Annotated in this window: 16 protein-coding genes; 10 read left to right on the top strand and 6 right to left on the bottom strand. The window is 72.0% G+C overall.

Going from position 1 to position 18,585, the window contains the following annotated elements:
• Window positions 1-28 precede the first annotated feature (28 nt).
• Both HJC40_RS21895 and HJC40_RS21900 read right to left on the bottom strand, forming a co-directional pair.
• A complete protein-coding gene (locus HJC40_RS21895; protein WP_250003160.1) occupies window positions 29-955 on the bottom strand; it encodes a hypothetical protein in 927 nt (308 codons plus the stop codon).
• Window position 956: 1 nt separating this feature from the next.
• A complete protein-coding gene (locus HJC40_RS21900; RefSeq protein ID WP_250003161.1) occupies window positions 957-1,592 on the bottom strand; it encodes an MBL fold metallo-hydrolase in 636 nt (211 codons plus the stop codon).
• A 107-nt stretch (window positions 1,593-1,699) separates the two neighbouring features.
• Between HJC40_RS21900 and HJC40_RS21905 the strand changes: the two genes are divergently transcribed.
• Window positions 1,700-2,656 (top strand): DUF4349 domain-containing protein, encoded by a 957-nt coding sequence (locus HJC40_RS21905; protein ID WP_250003162.1) that lies wholly within the window; start codon window positions 1,700-1,702, stop codon window positions 2,654-2,656.
• A gap of 6 nt (window positions 2,657-2,662) precedes the next feature.
• Here the strand turns inward: HJC40_RS21905 and HJC40_RS21910 are convergent, their stop codons facing one another.
• A complete protein-coding gene (locus HJC40_RS21910) occupies window positions 2,663-3,919 on the bottom strand; it encodes an amidohydrolase (protein ID WP_250003163.1) in 1,257 nt (418 codons plus the stop codon).
• A 229-nt stretch (window positions 3,920-4,148) separates the two neighbouring features.
• Window positions 4,149-5,714: an acyl-CoA mutase large subunit family protein gene (locus tag HJC40_RS21915; RefSeq protein ID WP_250003164.1), complete on the bottom strand. Its 1,566-nt coding sequence runs from the start codon at window positions 5,712-5,714 to the stop codon at window positions 4,149-4,151.
• 204 nt (window positions 5,715-5,918) lie between these two features.
• On the opposite strand from HJC40_RS21915, the gene HJC40_RS21920 reads away from it, so the two are divergent.
• Complete coding sequence (locus HJC40_RS21920; RefSeq protein WP_250003166.1) at window positions 5,919-7,832, top strand: serine/threonine-protein kinase; 1,914 nt, start codon at window positions 5,919-5,921, stop codon at window positions 7,830-7,832.
• Between the two features lie 27 nt (window positions 7,833-7,859).
• Entirely contained in the window at window positions 7,860-9,497 is a 1,638-nt protein-coding gene (locus HJC40_RS21925) for a phospho-sugar mutase (RefSeq protein ID WP_250003168.1), read from the top strand.
• Here the strand turns inward: HJC40_RS21925 and HJC40_RS21930 are convergent, their stop codons facing one another.
• On the bottom strand, window positions 9,498-10,181 hold the full coding sequence (locus HJC40_RS21930; RefSeq protein WP_250003170.1) for a GPP34 family phosphoprotein: 684 nt from the start codon (window positions 10,179-10,181) through the stop codon (window positions 9,498-9,500).
• An 88-nt stretch (window positions 10,182-10,269) separates the two neighbouring features.
• On the opposite strand from HJC40_RS21930, the gene HJC40_RS21935 reads away from it, so the two are divergent.
• Window positions 10,270-10,755, top strand: coding sequence for an 8-oxo-dGTP diphosphatase (locus HJC40_RS21935; RefSeq protein WP_250003171.1), 486 nt, complete (start codon window positions 10,270-10,272; stop codon window positions 10,753-10,755).
• 20 nt (window positions 10,756-10,775) lie between these two features.
• Here the strand turns inward: HJC40_RS21935 and upp are convergent, their stop codons facing one another.
• Window positions 10,776-11,408, bottom strand: coding sequence for a uracil phosphoribosyltransferase (gene upp / locus HJC40_RS21940; protein WP_250003172.1), 633 nt, complete (start codon window positions 11,406-11,408; stop codon window positions 10,776-10,778).
• Window positions 11,409-11,468: 60 nt separating this feature from the next.
• On the opposite strand from upp, the gene deoC reads away from it, so the two are divergent.
• The 6 genes from deoC to HJC40_RS21970 all read left to right on the top strand — a co-directional run bounded on the left by deoC (window position 11,469) and on the right by HJC40_RS21970 (window position 18,419).
• Window positions 11,469-12,419 (top strand): deoxyribose-phosphate aldolase, encoded by a 951-nt coding sequence (deoC, locus tag HJC40_RS21945; protein WP_250003173.1) that lies wholly within the window; start codon window positions 11,469-11,471, stop codon window positions 12,417-12,419.
• A gap of 10 nt (window positions 12,420-12,429) precedes the next feature.
• Complete coding sequence (locus HJC40_RS21950) at window positions 12,430-13,848, top strand: aldehyde dehydrogenase family protein (protein ID WP_250003174.1); 1,419 nt, start codon at window positions 12,430-12,432, stop codon at window positions 13,846-13,848.
• The gene (locus HJC40_RS21955) at window positions 13,841-14,686 is read left to right on the top strand and encodes an aldehyde dehydrogenase family protein (RefSeq protein ID WP_250003175.1); all 846 of its coding nucleotides are present in this window, start codon (window positions 13,841-13,843) and stop codon (window positions 14,684-14,686) included. Before HJC40_RS21950 ends, HJC40_RS21955 begins: the two co-directional genes overlap by 8 nt.
• Window positions 14,687-14,807: 121 nt before the next feature.
• Complete coding sequence (locus HJC40_RS21960; RefSeq protein ID WP_250003176.1) at window positions 14,808-15,698, top strand: DNA primase; 891 nt, start codon at window positions 14,808-14,810, stop codon at window positions 15,696-15,698.
• A 65-nt stretch (window positions 15,699-15,763) separates the two neighbouring features.
• Window positions 15,764-18,007 (top strand): transposase, encoded by a 2,244-nt coding sequence (locus HJC40_RS21965; RefSeq protein WP_250003177.1) that lies wholly within the window; start codon window positions 15,764-15,766, stop codon window positions 18,005-18,007.
• Between the two features lie 76 nt (window positions 18,008-18,083).
• Complete coding sequence (locus HJC40_RS21970; RefSeq protein WP_250003179.1) at window positions 18,084-18,419, top strand: hypothetical protein; 336 nt, start codon at window positions 18,084-18,086, stop codon at window positions 18,417-18,419.
• The last annotated feature ends 166 nt before the right edge of the window (window positions 18,420-18,585 follow it).

Below are 18,585 nucleotides of genomic sequence, written 5' to 3' on the forward strand. Positions count from 1 at the left end.
TTCTTTTCGTCTGGCCGGGCGATCCGGATCAATCCGACTCGTCCGATTCGAGGTCTTCGAGGGCCGCCTGGACGTCGCCCACCTGGCGCCGGGCCGCCGCCGCTTCCCGTTCGGCGAGGCGGCGAGCCTGCTTGCGGCGGGCCACGTCGGCCTGCGCCTCGGTACGCCGGCGTTCCAGCTCGGCCAGCTCGGCGTCCAGATCCTCGACGAGGTGACCAGCGTCACGCTCGGCCGACTCGGCTCGCTCCAGCTGGGCGTCGGCCCGCTTCTCGGCCGACTGGGCGTTGCCGAGCTCGCGGCGCAGCTCGCGCCGGCGCTGCTCCCGCTCCCGGCGGCGGCGCTCGGCGGCCGCCCGCTCCCGCGCCGACTGCTGCGGGAACTCGACGACCTCGCCGCCGTCCGGCTCCTCGTCCTCGGTGCCGGTGTCGGCCTCGTCGACGTCGGTGTCGTCGGTGACCAGGCGCAGCCGCGGACGGGGAACCTCGCCGAAGCCGGCGTAGGTGGCGGCCCGGATCAGCCGGCCGGTGCGCACCTGGGCCGCGATCTCGGGCTCGGCCAGGGCGGCGGTCAGCGTCGCCTCGACCTCGCCGAGCGGCAGCTTGATCGACGGCTCCTCGGCCCGGGCCAGCTTGCCGGCCGCGGCGACCAGGGCCGAGACGACCTGGCGGCGCTGGTTGGTCAGCTCGCGCAGGGCCGTGCCGTCGAGGCCGCGCTGAGCCTCGCGCAGGGCGCCGGAGAGCTCGACCAGCTCGTCGATCAGTTCGGGCTTGCGCAGGGCCAGCAGGTTGACCACCCAGGCGGCCACGGTCGGCTTCTTGAGGGCAGCCAGGCGCTTGGCGGTCGGCTTGTCACCGGACTTGCGGGCCTGGTCGATCGCGGCTGTCCGGGCCGCGACGAAACCCTCGGGCGGGGACTCGTAGAGCCGCTGGATCAGTTCGTCGGTCGCGCTGGGCACGTCAGGTGATGGTAGTGCCGGGCGCGACGTGGGCGTACTTCGTGCCCGAGAGTCGTTCGAGATGGCCGTCGGAGATTTTCGCCCCTGTCTCGGTCAGCAGAAAGTCGTGCAGCGCGTACGCCCGTCCGGGCCGGACCGCGCGGACGAAGTCGATGGACTCGGAAAGCTTCATCCACGGAGCATTCAACGGCGCGAACAGCGTGTCCACCGTCGTGTCCTCCGGCACGGTGAACGAGTCCCCGGGGTGGTACAGGTTCGTGGACCCGTCGGCGATCAGATAGCCGACGTTCGCGATGCCCGGGATGTCCGGGTGGATCACCGCGTGCCGGCCCCCGTACGCCCGGATCCGGTATCCCGCCGCCTCGAAGGCGCCGCCCGGCTCGACCGCGGTGGCCACCGCCGCGAAACGCGGATGCCGGCCCAGGACATCGGCGTGGGCGTAGAGCCGCAGACCGGGCTGCTTGTCGATCGCCTCGGCGAGCGCGTCGGGATCGAGATGGTCGATGTGCTCGTGCGTGATCAGGACAGCGTCGGCGCCGTCGAGGGCCGTTCGCTCGCTGAACGCCCCCGGATCGACCACGAGAACGCCCGCGCCCTCGACCCGCAGACAGGAGTGGGTGAACTTCGTGATGCGCACGGGATGCCTCCGCTGCCGATTCGTAACCGCTCATCTCGCAGTCTGCCGGAACCGGGAATGCTCCGCCGCACGTCCCAGGGGCACACCGAACGGGGATGGGGAGAAACATGCGCGCTCGCTCGCGGACGACATATCTACTGGGAACGGCTCTGCTCGCCGGCGTCCTGCTCGCCGGTTGCGGGGAGGACAGCGCCGATCAGAGCGCGTCGAGCAGCCGGGCCGAGAACGCTCCGGCCCCGGCCATGGGCGGGGCCGACGTGGCGGAGCAGAAGGGGAAGGTCGCCGACACCCCGGCTCAGGCCCCCGACCTGAAGGTGGAACAACGCTCGATCATCTACCGCGGCACCGTCAGCGTGCGGGTCAAGAACGTCGAGGCCGCGGCCGGGCAGGCCACCGGCATCGCCAAGACCGCGGGCGGCTTCGTCAGCGGCGACAACCGCAGCAGCGGCTCCGGAGCGGCCACCGCGACGATGGAGCTGCGCATCCCGGCCGAGAAGTTCGGCGCGGTGGTCGATCAACTGTCCAAGCTGGGCGACGAGGAGCAGCGCCAGATCAGCACCGAGGACGTCACCGAGCAGACCATCGACCTGGACGCCCGGATCACCGTGCAACAGGCCCGGGTGGACAGCGGCCGCAAGCTGCTGGCCCAGGCCAAGTCGCTCAACGACCTGGTGATGCTCGAGCGTGAGGTGGCGACCCGGGAGGCCGATCTGGCGTCCCTGCAGGCCAAGAAGCGCAACCTGGCCGACCTGACCGCGCTCTCGACGATCTCGGTCACCCTGCTCGACCCGGACGCCGAGGCGATCGCCGAGGACGACCCGGGATTCCTCGGCGGACTGGGCGCGGGCTGGCACGCGCTGCTGGCGTCGCTGCGCGTCCTGCTCACCGTGCTGGGCGCCCTGCTGCCGTGGCTGCTCGCCTTCGGCCTGCCGATCTGGGCCGTCCTGTACGCCCTGCGGCGCTACAACCGCAGCCGCCGCGGCGCCCAGCTCGCCCCGGCCTATGCGCACCAGCCGCCGGCCGAGCAGGCCCCGGTCTCGGGACCGCCCGACCAGCAGCCGTAGATCAGGTCAGAAGGAGGCGGTGGCCAGGGCGGCCAGCGCGGTGTGGACCATGACCCGCACGCCGTATCCGATGCTGTTCTCGTCCACATCGAAGTCGCCCTGGTGCAGGTCGTGCTTGGCGTCCGAGCCGGGCACGCCGGTGCCCAGCCGGATCATCGCGCCGGGCACCTGGTCGAGGTAGAAGGCGAAGTCCTCGCCACCCATGCTGATCTCGGCCTCGACCACCCGCTCGGCGCCCAGCGCGGCGCCGGCCGCGCCCGCGATCACCGCGGCGGCCATCCGGTCGTTGATGACCGGCGGGACGCCGCGGTGGTAGCCCACCTCGACGTGCGCCCCGGTCGGCGCGACCACGTCCTTGATGAGCTGGGTGACCAGCTCGGGCGCGGTCCGCCAGGCATCCCGGCTCAGGATCCGCACGGTTCCGCGGGCCACGCCCTCGCCGGGGATCGCGTTGAACGCCTCGCCCGCGTGCACCGCGCCCCAGACCATCGACAGCCCGGCGCGGGGGTCGACGCGACGGCCGAGCAGGGCCGGCACGTCGACGAGGACCTTGCCCAGCGCGTACACGAGGTCGGCGGTCAGGTGCGGCCGGGCGGTGTGCCCGCCGGGGCCGCTCAGCTTGATGTCGACCGTGTCGGCGGCCGCGGTGAACGGGCCGGAACGCACCCCGATCAGACCGGCCGGCAGCTGCGGGTAGCAGTGCAGCGCGAAGATCGCGGCGACGTCCTTGAGGGCGCCCGCGGCGATCAGCCTGGGGGCGCCGGAGGGGACGGTCTCCTCGGCGCACTGGAAGATCAGCCGGACCCGGCCGGGCAGCTGTCCCTGCTCGGCCAGCTGCTGCAGAGCCAGGCCGAGGCCGAGCATGACGGTGGTGTGCACGTCGTGACCGCAGGCGTGGGCGACGTTGGGCACCGTGGACTTGTACGGCACATTCTTGAGGTCCTGCAGCGGCAGCGCGTCGAGGTCGGCACGGAAGGCGATCACCCGGTCGCCCTCACCGATGTCGCAGATCACCCCGTTGCCCTCGGGCAGCAGCCGCGGGTGCAGCCCGGCCACGGCGAGCTCACGAGCGACCAGGGCTGCCGTCTCGAACTCGTGGTACGAGGGCTCGGGGTGAGCGTGAATGTGACGCCGAATCGCTACGAGCTCCGCACCGTGCGTGGCAAGCCAGCGGTCGAGCCGGCCGGGCAGGGGCTCGGCGCCGGGCAGCGGCCCGGGCCACTCCGCTTGAGCCCCTTCGGGCTCCGTCAGAGCAGTAGTCACGTCGACTTCCAGTTCTGTGCGCGCCAATACAGCGTTCTCGAGGTTTTGTCGGGTTTTCGCGACGCGCGACAGCCTAGACCGTTTTCGGTGACGCTGTGCAACGCCATTCCCGTACGGAGTGAACAGCGCACGGTGACAAAGCCCTTGATACCGGAGCTGGTGGCTCCTCGCCCCCTACAAGCTGTTACGAGGACAGGGACGACTCAGGTTCAACGGTGCCACGCAGTGGTCAGAAACGCTCGACAGGGTGGTGAACGCCCCAGACACCGCGCAAGGTGTGGCAGACCTCGCCCACAGTGGCACGGAGCCGCAACGCCTCTTTCATCAACGGTAGGACGTTCTCGGTCCCACCGGCGGCCTTCGCCAGATCCGCCAGGGCGGCCTCGACCGCGTCGTTGTCGCGGGCCGACCGCAGAGCGGCCAGCCGGGCGACCTGGGCCGCCTCGATCGCCGGGTCGACGCGGAGCGGCTCGTAACGCTCCTCCTCGTCGGCGGCGAAGCGGTTGACCCCGACCACGACCCGCTCGCCGCTGTCGATCTCGTTGGCGATCCGGTAGGCCGAGGTCTCGATCTCCTGCTTCTGGAAGCCCTGCTCGATGGCGTCGACCGCCGACCCGTAGGCGAAGACGCGTTCGATCAGCTCGTCGGCCTGCCGTTCCACCTCGTCGGTGAGGGCCTCGATGGCGTAGGACCCGGCGAACGGGTCGACCGTGCCGGTCAGCCCGGACTCGTAGGCCAGGACCTGCTGGGTCCGCAGGGCCAGGCGCGCCGATTTCTCGGTGGGCAGGGCCAGCGCCTCGTCGTAGGCGTTGGTGTGCAGCGACTGGGTGCCGCCGGCCACCGCGCCGAGCGCCTGGATGGCCACCCGCACCAGGTTGACCTCGGGCTGCTGGGCGGTGAGCTGCACCCCCGCCGTCTGGGTGTGGAAGCGCAGCATGAGCGATTTCGGATCCTGGGCGCCGAACTCGTCGCGCATGATCCGCGCCCACATGCGGCGGGCCGCGCGGAACTTGGCGATCTCCTCGAGGAGGGTCGTGCGGGCCACGAAGAAGAACGACAGCCGCGGCGCGAAATCGTCGACGGCCAGGCCCGCGGCGAGCGCCGCCCGGACGTACTCGATGCCGTTGGCCAGGGTGAAGGCGATCTCCTGAGCGGGTGAGGCCCCGGCCTCGGCCATGTGATAGCCGGAGATCGAAATGGTGTTCCATCGCGGGATCTCGGTGCGGCAATAGGCGAAGGTGTCGGCGACCAGCCGCAACGACGGTTTGGGCGGGAAGATGTACGTCCCCCGGGCGATGTATTCCTTGAGAATGTCGTTCTGGATCGTGCCCTGCAGGGCCGAGCCGGGCACTCCCTGCTCCTCGGCGACCAGCTGATAGAGCAGCAGCAGCACCGAACCGGGCGCGTTGATCGTCATCGAGGTGGAGACGCGGTCGAGCGGGATGCCGTCGAAGAGCCGGCGCATGTCGTCGAGGGAGTCGATCGCGACACCCACCTTGCCGACCTCGCCGTGCGCGATCGGGTCGTCGGAGTCGTAGCCCATCTGGGTGGGCAGGTCGAACGCGACGGACAGGCCCATCGTGCCGGCCGCGAGCAGCTGGTGATAGCGCGCGTTGGACTCGGCCGCCGTGCCGAAGCCCGCGTACTGCCGCATCGTCCAGGGACGCTTGGTGTACATCGTCGGATAGACACCGCGGGTGTACGGGAACTCGCCCGGTTCGCCGATCGGGGCGTCCGCCGGGACGTCGTCCTGTCGATACACCGGTTTGATCTCGAAACCCGACTCCGCTTCCACATCGGGAATCCTAAGGCTTCGTTCAACCGGGAGCGTGAGGACTTTCGCACTCTGCGTCCGAATCTGTCCACCCAATGCGATTTCCCGGTCACCTACCGTCGAGTTCTTCGGAACACGACGGCGGTGACTTTCAAATCGGGGTGGGCGCACGGCAAGATAGCGGGGTTCGGTCGACGGCCCCTACACCCCTCGGTGGCATCCTCAGTGACTCAGATTCCGACGTGGAGCGGTGGCAACAACGCTCCGGCCAGCGGACGCGCAGCCCCGGGCACGCTCATCGGCGGGCGATACACCCTCCGCGCCGCCGTGGGTCACGGCGGCATGGGAACGGTGTGGCGCGCGGCCGACACGCTGCTGCGCCGTGACGTGGCCATCAAGGAGGTCATCCTCCCGCCCGGCCTGGCGCCCAGCGACCGCGACTCGATGTACGAGCGGACCATGCGCGAGGCCCGGGCCGCGGCCGCCCTCCAGCACCCGGCCGTGGTGCAGGTCTACGACGTCGTCCACGAGAACGGCCGGCCGTGGATCGTGATGGAGCTGCTCGACGCGCGCAGCCTGGCCGACATGGTGATCGAGGACGGGCCGGTCACGCCGCGCGTGGTCGCCAAGATCGGCATCGCGCTGCTCGGCGCGCTCGAGGTCGCGCACGCCCACGGCGTGCTGCACCGCGACGTGAAGCCGGCCAACGTGCTGATCTGCTCGGACGGCCGCTGTGTGCTGACCGACTTCGGCGTCGCCCGCATGCCCACCGACGTGCAGCTGACCACCCCGGGCATGGTGCTGGGCTCGCCCCACTTCATCTCCCCCGAGCGGGCCATGGGCAGCGAGTTCGGCCCGCCCAGCGACCTGTTCTCGCTGGGTGTGACGCTCTACACCGCGGTCGAGGGCCGGCCCCCGTTCGACAAGGGCGACCCGATCGAGACCATGCACGCCGTGGTGGAGGACCCGCCGGCCCCGGCCGTCCGGGCCGGATCACTCACCCCGGTGCTGATGGGCCTGCTCGAGAAGGACCCGGCCCGGCGGATGGACGTGGGGACCGCGCGCACCATCCTGCGGCAGCAGCTGGCCGGCCCGCTGGCCAGCAAGAGCCCGCCGCACATGATGACCGACCCCTACTCGGTCGTCCCCGCGCAGCGGCCGCCGGCCGCGCCGGCCGAGACCCAGCCGATCCCGCCCCAGCCGAGCGGCCAGATCGGCGGCCGGGCCATGCTCGCGCCCGGCCAGTCGCTCACCGACCACCTGGCCAAGCTCCAGCAGGAGAACGCGCCCACCTCCGGTGGCGGTCGCCGGCGCGCGGCCGACCCCGCCCCGACCGGGATGATGCCGTCCGCGCACAGCGGCGACACCACCAGCGTTCTCCCGCCCCGCGACGCCTGGAACGGCGCCCGGGCCGCCCGTGACCCGATGTCCGGCGGCACGGTCGTCTCGAGCCCGGCGGCCAAGCGTCAGGCGATGGTCGCCAAGGTCGTCGACACGGCCAAGCAGACCACCGGCAAGGCCGTCACCACGGTCAAGGGCTGGCCGCGCCGGCAGCAGCTGATCGCCGGCGGGGGCGCCCTGGCCGCGGTGGTCCTGCTTATCGTGGCCTTCTCGCTGATCGGCTCGGGCAGCGACGACCCCGGGACGCCGGTCGCCGGCCCGACCGGCAACGCCGCCGCCAAGCCGGCCGCCCTCCCGACCCAGGAGTACAACGGGCGCGGCATCACGGTGGAGGTCCCGAAGGCCTGGACCCGCAAGTCGGCCGGCAGCTGGGTCGACTACGCCGACCCGAACGACGCCAAGCGCAAGGTGCGGATCCTGGTCGAGCCGGCCTCGTCCAGCGCCACGCCGCAGTCGTTCCTCGGCGTCGCGGAGAACACGCTCAAGACCCGGTCGGCCAGCTGCGCCGACCCCTTCACCCGGGTCGGGCTGGACGACGTCCAGATCTCCGGCCGCGACGGCGCCGTGCTCGAATACAAGTGCGGCACCGGCGCCGAGGCCCGGCACGGGCTGTGGGGCGCGACGATCTCGGGTGGCAAGGCGTATTCGTTCTACCTGACCACCAAGGAGTCGCAGTTCGCCGCCAGCCGGCCGATCTTCGATCAGATGATCAAGACCTATGCCCTGCAGGCCTCCTGAGGACTCCGGTCGTGCTATCAATCCCTGATGGCGCCTGACGAACTTCAGTCCCTGGCCGAGACCTGGCTCGCGGACGATCCCGACCCGGCCACGCGCGACGAGCTGACCCGGCTGATCGCCGGGTTGCCCGGCACCGCGGCCGAGCTGCGCGACCGGTTCGCCGGCCCGCTGACCTTCGGCACGGCCGGGCTGCGGGGGCGGCTGCGCGCGGGACCGAACGGCATGAACCTCGCCGTCGTCACCCGCGCCGCCGCCGGTCTGGTCTCGTGGCTGGCCGCGCAGGGCGGCCGGGGCCCGCTGGTGATCGGGTACGACGCGCGGCACGGCTCGAAGGAGTTCGCCGAGCAGACCGCCCGGGTCGCGACCGGCGCGGGTCGCGAGGCGCTCCTCCTGCCCGGCCTGCGACCGACCCCCGTGCTGGCGTACGCCGTGCGGGCGCTCGACGCCGTCGCCGGCGTGATGGTCACCGCCAGCCACAACCCGCCCCAGGACAATGGCTACAAGGTCTATCTGGGCCGTGAGCTGGGCGGCCCGGGCGGCGACGGGGCCCAGATCGTCCCGCCGGCCGACGCGGGCATCGAGGCGGCCATCCGCGCCGCCGGGCCGATCGCCGAGATCCCGCTGGGGCCGTCGGGCCGGCTCGTCGACGACCGGACCGTCGAGGGGTACGCCCGGAGCGCCGCGGCCGTGCTGACCGCGGACGGGCCGAGGGATCTCGCCGTCGCGTACACGCCGCTGCACGGGGTGGGCGGCGCGACGCTGCTCGCCGCGTTCGAGGCCGCCGGCTTCCCGGTCCCGGCCGTGGTGGCCGAGCAGGCCGAGCCCGACCCCGAGTTCCCGACCGTCGCCTTCCCCAACCCGGAGGAGCCGGGCGCGATGGACCGGCTGCTCGCGCTGGCCGCCTCCTCGGGCGCGGATCTGGCCATCGCCAACGACCCGGACGCCGACCGGTGCGCGGTGGCGATCCCGGCCGCGGACGGCGGGTGGCGGGCGCTGCGCGGGGACGAACTGGGCGTGCTGCTCGGTGATCACCTGATCCGGCGGGGCGTCCCGGGCACGTACGCGACCACGATCGTCTCGTCGCAGCTGCTGGGCCGGCTCTGCGCCGCCCGGGGAGTGCCGTACGCCGAGACTCTGACCGGTTTCAAGTGGATCGTGCGGGCGGCCGAAGATCTCGCGTACGGCTACGAGGAGGCGCTCGGCTACTGCGTCGCGCCGGGGATGGTCCGCGACAAGGACGGCATCACCGCCGCGCTCACTGTGGCCGAGCTGGCGGCCGGGCTGAAGGCCGAGAAGCGCACGCTCGCCGACCGGCTCGACGAACTGGCGATCGAGTTCGGGGTGCACGCCACCGACCAGCTGTCGGTACGTGTCGACGACCTGGCCGAGATCGGGGCGGCGATGACCCGGGCCCGGCAGGCGCCGCCGGCCACACTGCTCGGCGCCGCCGTCACCACGACCGACGACCCGGCCAACAACGTGCTGACGTTCCGCACCGGCTCGGCGCGCGCGGTGATCCGCCCGTCGGGCACCGAGCCCAAGCTCAAGGCGTACCTCGAGGTGGTCGAACCGGTCACCGCCGGCGACCTGGCCGCCGCCCGCACCCGGGCGGGCGACGGTCTGGTGGAGCTGCGGCGCGAGATCGCCGCGGCCCTCGGAGTCTGATCAGGCCGGTTTGGGGGCGCCCAGCGCGGCCGAGATGGCCTTGCCCAGCGTCGCGACGACCAGGGCCACGCTCGGGCGGACGATCGAGTCCTCCAGGTTGGCGCCGGCCATGAACCCGGCGCCCGAGGCGATCTGCTCGAGCCGCTCGTGGGCCCGCGCGACCTCGTCGGCCGGCAGCCGCAGGTTGGGCTCCATGCGGCAGGCGACCAGCAGGGTGGCCAGCGCGGCGGTGCGCTCGTCACAGATGGCCGCGCTGGTCAGCGCCTCGGCCAGCCGGCCCCGGATCTCGGTCTCGAAGGCGTGGTCGGTGGTCGGGTAGCGGTGCACGTGGATGACGCCCATCTGGGTCTCGTCCACGTCCTGGATCACGCCCCGGGCCACCAGGTCCTCGAGGACCCGGATGCGCAGGCGGTGCCGCAGGCGCTGCAGCCACTGGGCCGGGGTGTGCGGCTCGTCGTCGGCGGCCTTGGCGAGCACGGCGTCGGCGATCGTGTCACCGATGGGGCTCGGGTCGATGACTTTGAGGTAGCCGTCGACGTAAGCGATCCGGCCCGCCAGCGCGAGGTCGACCAACACGGCCGCGGCCATACCGAGGTCGAGCCCGATGCGGGATCCGGTCGCCTTGCCGGTCTGGTCGTCGTACGCGAGGAGGAGCAGTTCCTCGGCGAGAGGGATGGTGGTCATGGATGGCAACGATAGTGTCCCCAGTCACGCAATCCGATCGCCAGGTCGGTTATATCCCGGTTGCGGGTGGTCCCCTAAAGTCGCTGCCATGCAGGCGATCATCGCGACCCTCGGCTACGTGCTCTCCCCCGACCGCCGCGAGATGCTGATGGTGCGCCGGGACACCCGTCCGGACGACCTCCACTACGGCAAGTACAACGGGCTCGGCGGCAAGCTGGAGCCCGACGAGGACGTGGTCAGCGGTCTGCGGCGGGAGATCCGCGAGGAGGCCGGCCTCGAGTGCGCCGCCGTCGAGCTGGCCGGCACGATCTCCTGGCCCGGTTTCGGCCGCGGCGGGGCCAACTGGTTCGGCTTCCTCTTCCGCGTCCCCGAGTGGAGCGGCACCCCGGCGACCGCCAACGACGAGGGCAGCCTGCACTGGGTACCGGTCGACGACGTGCTGGCCGGGCGGGTGCCGATGTGGGAGTCCGACCGGCACTTCCTGCCGCTGGTCTTCGCCGACTCCCCCACCGTCTTCCACGGCGTCATGCCGTTCGCCGACGGCAAGGCGCTGAGCTGGAGTTTTACGTCCTAGAAGCGGCTCTGGCCACTTCTTCAGAAGCGGCGCATGCCGCCGAACTGGCGGTCGCCGGCGTCGCCCAGGCCGGGCACGATGTACATCTTTTCGTTGAGGCCCTCGTCGATCGAGGCGGTGACCAGGCGCAACGGCAGGCCCGACTTCTCGAGCCGGCTGATGCCCTCGGGGGCGGCCAGCACGCAGCAGACGATCACGTCGGTGCAGCCGCGGTCGACCAGCAGCTTGCAGCAGTGCAGCAGCGAGCCGCCGGTGGCCAGCATCGGGTCGAGCACCAGCACCGGCTGGCCGGAGAGGTCGCCGGGCAGCGACTCCATGTAGGCGCGGGGCTCGTACGTGTGCTCGTCGCGGGCCAGGCCGACGAAGCCCATCGACGACTCGGGCAGCAGTGCCAGCGCCGAGTCGGCCATGCCCAGGCCGGCCCGCAGCACCGGGACGATCAGCGGCGGGTTGGCCAGCCGGATGCCCTCGGTGGGCGCCACCGGCGTGCTGATCGGGTAGGTCTCGGTGGCGAACGAGCGCGCCGCCTCGTAGACCACCATGGTGGTCAGCTCGTGCAGGGACGCACGGAAGACGCCGGAGTCGGTCTCGGCCTTGCGCATCGCGGTGAGCCGGGTCTGAGCCAGCGGGTGATCTACGACGAGTACGTCCACGCCGATCAACCTACCGGTCAATCAAGATCAACTCTCGGGGGGCCGCGTAGAATCCGATTCATGACTGCGACAGCGACGTCAAGGCTGTCCGGCCTGCCCGATTCTCCCGCCGATCTCCGGACCTTCCTGCACGGGTTGCCCGGCGTCGACAAGGTGGGCATCGAGGCCAGGGCGGCAGCGCTGGGCACCCGATCGGTGAAGACGACGAGCAAGGCGCAGGCCATCGACCTGGCCATCCGGATGGTCGACCTCACCACCCTCGAGGGCGCCGACACCCCCGGCAAGGTCCGGGCGCTGTCGGCCAAGGCCCTGCGGCCCGACCCGGCCGACCCGACCTGCCCGCCGGTCGCCGCTGTCTGCGTCTACCCGGCCATGGTCCCGACGGCCGCCGCGGTGCTGGCCGGCTCGGGCGTCCACCTGGCCAGCGTGGCCACCGCCTTCCCGTCCGGGCAGGCCCCGCTCGACGTCAAACTGGCCGACACCCGGGACGCGGTGGCCGGCGGCGCCGACGAGATCGACATGGTGATCAGCCGGGGCGCCTTCCTGGCCGGCGACTACGCCCACGTGTTCGACGAGATCGTCGCGGTCAAGGAGGCGGCCGGCCCGGCCCACCTCAAGGTCATCCTCGAGACCGGCGAGCTCGGGACGTACGACAACGTCCGGCGCGCGTCCTGGCTGGCCATGCTGGCCGGCGCCGACTTCATCAAGACCTCCACCGGCAAGGTCCCGGTGGCCGCGACGCTGCCGGTCACGCTGCTGATGCTCGAGGCGGTGCGCGACTTCCGCGACCGGTACGGGCGGCAGGTCGGCGTGAAGCCGGCGGGCGGCATCCGGACGACCAAGGACGCCATCAAGTACCTCGTCATGATCAACGAGACCTGCGGCGACGACTGGCTGCACCCCGACTGGTTCCGGCTCGGCGCGTCGTCGCTGCTCAACGACCTGCTGATGCAGCGCACCAAGTTGACCACCGGCCACTACGCCGGTCCGGACTACTTCACCCTGGACTGAGTGAGGCCGCATGTTCGAATACGCCCCCGCCCCCGAATCCCGCTCGATCGTCGACCTCGCACCCTCGTACGGCCTGTTCATCGACGGCGAGTTCGGCGAGGCCAAGGACACCTTCAAGACCGTCAACCCGGCCGACGAGCAGGTGCTGGCCGAGGTCGCGCTGGCGAGCCCGGAGGACGTCGACCGCGCCGTCGCCGCCGCCCGCCGGGCCTTCGCCGGCTGGTCGGCCCTGCCCGGCTCGGAACGCGCGAAGTACCTGTTCCGCATCGCCCGGATCCTGCAGGAACGCGCGCGTGAGCTGGCCGTCCTCGAGTCGCTCGACAACGGCAAGCCGATCCGGGAGTCCCGCGACGTCGACCTGCCCCTGGTCGCGGCCCACTTCTTCTACTACGCCGGCTGGGCCGACAAGCTGAAGTACGCCGGTTTCGGCTCCGACCCGCGTCCGCTGGGCGTGGCCGGTCAGGTCATCCCGTGGAACTTCCCGCTGCTGATGCTGGCCTGGAAGATCGCGCCCGCGCTGGCCACCGGCAACACCGTGGTGCTCAAGCCGGCCGAGACGACCCCGCTGTCCGCGCTCTTCTTCGCCGACGTCTGCCGCCAGGCCGAGCTCCCCCCGGGTGTGGTCAACATCGTCACCGGCGCCGGGGACACCGGCCGCTATCTGGTCGAGCACCCGGACGTCAACAAGGTCGCCTTCACCGGCTCGACCGAGGTGGGCCGGCAGATCGCCCGCTCGGTGGCGGGCACCGGCAAGCGCCTGACCCTCGAGCTGGGCGGCAAGGCGGCCAACATCGTCTTCGACGACGCGCCGATCGACCAGGCCGTCGAGGGCATCGTCAACGGCATCTTCTTCAACCAGGGCCACGTCTGCTGCGCGGGCTCCCGGCTGCTGGTGCAGGAGTCGATCGCCGAGGAGCTGCTGTCCTCGCTCAAGCGGCGGATGGCCACGCTGCGGGTCGGCGACCCGCTCGACAAGAACACCGACATCGGCGCGATCAACTCCGCCGCCCAGCTCGCGCGGATTACTGAATTGTCGGAAATCGGGGCGGCCGAGGGCGCGGAACGCTGGTCGCCGCCCTGCGAGCTGCCCGACCGCGGCTTCTGGTTCCCCCCGACGATCTTCACCGGCGTGACCCAGGCCCACCGGATCGCCCGTGAGGAGATCTTCGGCCCGGTGCTCTCGGTCCTGACGTTCCGTACGCCGGCCGAGGCCGTCGAGAAGGCCAACAACACGCCGTACGGTCTGTCGGCCGGCATCTGGAGCGACAAGGGCTCGCAGATCCTGGCCGTGGCCGACAAGCTGCGGGCCGGGGTCGTCTGGGCCAACACGTTCAACAAGTTCGATCCCACGTCGCCGTTCGGTGGCTACAAAGAGTCCGGTTACGGCCGCGAGGGCGGCCGGCACGGCCTGGAGGCGTACCTTGCCTAAGTCCTCGAAGACGGCCCCGGCCGTCGCGGAACGCTCACGCCTCGCCGTGCGCAAGACCTACAAGCTGTATGTGGGCGGGAAGTTCCCGCGCAGCGAGTCAGGACGGACCTATCTGGTGGACGGCGACAACGTGGCCCTCGCCTCCCGCAAGGACGCGCGCGACGCGGTGGTGGCCGCCCGCGCGGCCCAGCCCAAGTGGGCCGGCGCCACGGCGTACAACCGGGGTCAGGTCCTCTACCGCGTCGCCGAGATGATCGAGGCGCGGCGGGCCGAGTTCGCCGCCCTGGGCGTCGCGCCGGTCGAGGTGGACGCCGTGATCGACCGCTGGGTCTGGTACGCGGGCTGGTCCGACAAGGTCGCCCAGGTGGCCGGCGGCGCCAACCCGGTCGCCGGGCCGTTCTTCAACATCTCGGCGCCCGAACCCACCGGCGTGGTCGGCGTGATCGCCCCGTCCTCGCTGCTCGGCCTGGTCAGCGTGATCGCCCCGGCGATCGTCACCGGCAACACGGTGGTCGTCGTCGCGTCCAACCCCCAGGCCGCGATCACCCTGGCCGAGGTGCTCGCCACCTCCGACGTGCCGGGCGGCGTGGTCAACATCCTCACCGGCAGGGGCGCCGAGATCGCGCCCTGGCTCGCCTCGCACGACGACGTCAACGCGCTCGACCTGTCCGGTGTCGACGACGCCGGACTGGCCACCGAACTCGAACGGGCGGCCGCCGGCACCCTCAAGCGGGTCCTTCGCCCGGTGTCGGGCGTTGACTACACCGGAGACCCGGGAACCGGCCCGATGACCGCCCTCTTGGAGATCAAGACGGTCTGGCATCCCAAGGGTTTCTGATCGGTTCCCACCGGTCAGAGGGGAAGTGCGGGGGACGGTCAGCCCGCGCCCAGGCACGCCCACTAGGGTGTGTCGGCAGAATCACCCGTCCCATCGGCCAGCAGATATCCCGGAGGTCACCGTGACCAGCCAGTCCGACGAGCCCGAGGCGTCCGCGCCCGTGGCCGCGAAGTCCGCTGAGCAGTCTGAAGGCGGCGGGCTCTCCGGGCGTGAGCTCTGGGATTCCGTCGGCATCGAGCCGGTCGAGATCGCGCTGCCCGGCGGCGTGGCCCTCACCCTGCGGGCCTACCGCAAGGCGTCGACGCTGACCCCCACCGAGATCCACGTGGACGAGGACGACCCGTTCGAGGCCCGCCGGCGCGCGACGACCCGTGACGACGAGGACGACGAGGAAGAAGTCATCGTCGACGAGGAGTACAAGGCGCTGCTGGCCCAGGGCGAGGCCGACGGTAAGGACGGCCCCGTCGACGAGCCCGATCCGGCCGACTTCGAGGACGATGCGGACGAGACCTCTGCCGAAGCGGACGAGGAGGTCCCCGCCTTTCTCAGCCACAAGGGCCGGTTGATCGCCTTCAAGACGCCCGAGTCGCTGGTCTCCTTCATTCGTTCGGGTGCTCCGCACGACCTGGCCCAGCTCGACACCTGGAGCACCCTCGCCGAGCAGGTACAGTCGACCGACGTCGACCCCCTGCCGGAGGACCGCTACGAGCTCGACCTCGTGGTGGAAAACCTGCGTGGCGGTCACGACACGTGGGACCTGCCGCTCCTCATCGCCGCCGGCGAGGTGGCGCGTGACCTGGGTCACGCGCTCCGGCTCAAGCCGGTGATCCTGGCACTGTCGCCCGGTTCGCCGCTCGACGACCTCGACGAGTCGCTCCGGTCCGCGGAGAACGGCGGGATGAGTGGTTTCTTCGGTCGTCGCCGACTGAAGAAAATCGGGGCACAACAGGCAAGTCTCGGCTGGCGCTCGGTAATCGGCAAGATCTCTGCAGCTGTGGACTGGCGCGACTGACCCCTCACCAGGGACCATCAACCCTTGGCCAAATAACAGCTGTCTCCGGGGAGGAGGACGACGCCGTGGCGCTCGTGCGCGTGTACTGCGGTCTGGCGTCGGCGGATGAATCGGTGCGTGGGGCCTCGGCCGCACAACTGACCATCGCCGTGGTGGACGACGCAGGACGACTGCTCGGCGTCCACGAGATCAGCGACGACCCCGGCGGCTACGCCGAGCTCGGTGCGCTGCTCGTGGAACGGACGAGTGGATTCACCGACGCCGCGGTCGCCGCCGACAGCGACGACCACCTGGTCACGTCCCTGCTCACCGCGGCCGGCCGGCCGCTGGCCGTGGCCGACGACGACACCGCCGACGACTTCGCCGAGCGGTTCGCCGACGACGACTCCGTCGAGGAGATGCAGGCCCCGCCGGCTGCCCGCCGGGCCGTCGGCCTGGCCCGGGCGTTGCAGGCCGGCGCCCTGGTCGCCGGCAACCTGCCGGTGCCGCGCGACCTGGTCAGCTACAAGCCCGTGCTGGCCGCGCACGTCGCCCTGCTCAGCGGGCGGCACGCCGCCGCCACCGCGTTGCGCGAGGTGCTGCGCGAGCTCTACCCGGCCGCGCTGCGCGCCTATCCCGACCCGTCCCACCCGCTCGCCCTGGCCGTGCTCGACGCGCTGCCCGAGCCCGGCCGGCTCTCGGCCCACGGCGAACCGCAGCAGATCGCCGAGCAGGTCGCGGTCGAGCTCACCCGGGCCGGCGACGGCACCGAGGACGAGATCATCTCGGCGGTCACCGCCCTGCAGGTCGCGATCAGCGAGTCGCCCCGCCGCGGCGGGGTCAACAAGTCGCTGGCCCCGGCGGCCGGCGAGACGGTGCGTCAGGCGGTCGCCTCGGTGCGCGCCGGTGACGCCGCCTGCGCGGCCCTGATCGGCACGATCGCCGCCCGCAGCGCCCTGGCCGACGCCGGTCGCCGCACGCGGCGCGCCGAGGCCGCCCCGCTGTCCCCCGCGTCCGGTGACACCGGCCGGTTCGGGCGCCGCAACCGTCCCGAGCCCGCCACGACGGGCACCGGCCCGGTCATCCCGCAGCCGCTCACCAAGCCGCCCGTCGCGCCCGCGCCGGTCATGCCGCCGCCCCTGGCGCCCCGGCCGGTCACGCCGCCGCCCGCGGCCCCGGCGGCCTCCCTGTTCCCCAACCGGGCCACCGCGCCGGGCAACCGGCCCGTCTCGGTGCCGCCGCCCCCGCCGGGCATGACCCCGATCACGCCGGGCTCACGGCCGGCCTCGCGCACCTCGGAGCCGCCGACCGGCACGGTGTTCCCGGCGGCCTCGGTGTCGCCGGCCGCGGCCTCGCCGTCCTCCGGGGCGCCCAACGGCACCAGCCCGGCCGACACCGGCCAGCCGTTCCGGGCCACGATCACCAACGCGGCGATCAACAGCGTCCGGGCCGAGCGTCAGCGCACGGTCATCCCGCCGCGCCCGTCCACCCGTTCCTCGGCGCCGACGCCCGACGCCGCCGACTTCTCGCTGCCGATGCCCTCGCAGCGCCCCGCACAGGAGACCCCCGAGCCCGGCTCGCGGGCCAACTGGCCCCTGATCAACAGCGGCAACGACGAGGCGGCCACCACGCCGGCCGCCTCGGCGAGCAGCCCGCCGTCCGACGGCCGGGTGCGCCCGCCCTGGCAGGACATGCCCAAGGAGCCGCCGGCGCTGCGCCTGGTCGACGGCCAGCTCGACACGACGGTCACCGACCTGTCCGCGATCGCCGAGCCTCCGCCGCTGCGCCTGGTCGAGGGTCGCAACGGCACCCGCCGGTCCCCCTCCACGACCAACACCAAGCTCACGGCGCTCGACCGCAGCACCACGCCGCCGGTCGCGGCCGACAGCAGCGACGGCGATCTGCTGATCTTCGCGGCGGCCCGCTCGGCCTGGTTCACCGGCCACACCGAGGCCGCGAGCGACAAGCTCGACTGGACCAACCCCAACGACACGGGCTGGCGGGCCGCCGAAAAGGCCTCGACGCCCGAGGTGGCCGCCGAGACAGCGGCCGGCCTGCCCAAGCGGGTGCCCCAGGCCAACCTGGTGCCCGGCTCCCCGCTCCGCGACGAGCGCCCGCTGCGCATCGTCCGCGACGCGGCGAGCATCGCCGCCCACACCACCGGCTACTTCCGGGGCTGGCGGCGCGGACAGGAGATCGGCGGCTTCGCCATGGGCGGCCGCCCGGGCCGCGAGGCGGCCGGCGGCTGGGACTTCACCCGCGACCGCGAGGGCGCCGACGACTTCCGCAACAACGGCGCCAGCAACAACGCGGGCTACGGCTCCCGCTAGATCTGATCGCCTTCGGCCCGGGTCGCTCCGTCACAGGACGGAGCAACCCGGGCCGTTGGCGTATGTTCAGCCCACCATGAACGCTGAAGGCTCCGACCCGTTCGTCGCGATCCCCTTGGACAAGGCCGTCGAAACTGCCCGGCTCCTGGAGAGCATCGTCATCTCGCTGGACCGCATCGGCGCCCGCGAGGCCGACGCCGACGCCGACGCCGCCACGCTCGACCAGTTCGTCACCGACTGGCTCGTCGGACCGCGTCTCGCCCGGGCCCGTTCCGTGCTGTGGGAGGCCATCACCGAGGTGATCGGCGAGGAGAAGACCGAGGCGATCGCCGAATCGGCGCCCCGTTTCCCCGACCCTGTCCCGGACGAGGTGCGCACGCTGCGCGAGGAACTGCGAGCTCGAACTCAGTGACGATCCGAGGTCCGCGCGGGTCGTCTCCGAAAGCGCGTGCTGCTGGTGGTCCTGAGCTCCATGTCGCCCGCCGGCCCCCGGCCGTGGATCTGGGATCAGGACGGTGAACAGGGCCACCTTGGATGACGTCGCTGAGGAGGGAGCCGTCGTCCGGCTCAACGGGGTC

Source organism: Actinoplanes sp. M2I2, assembly GCF_023544445.1.
Taxonomy (GTDB): domain Bacteria; phylum Actinomycetota; class Actinomycetes; order Mycobacteriales; family Micromonosporaceae; genus Actinoplanes.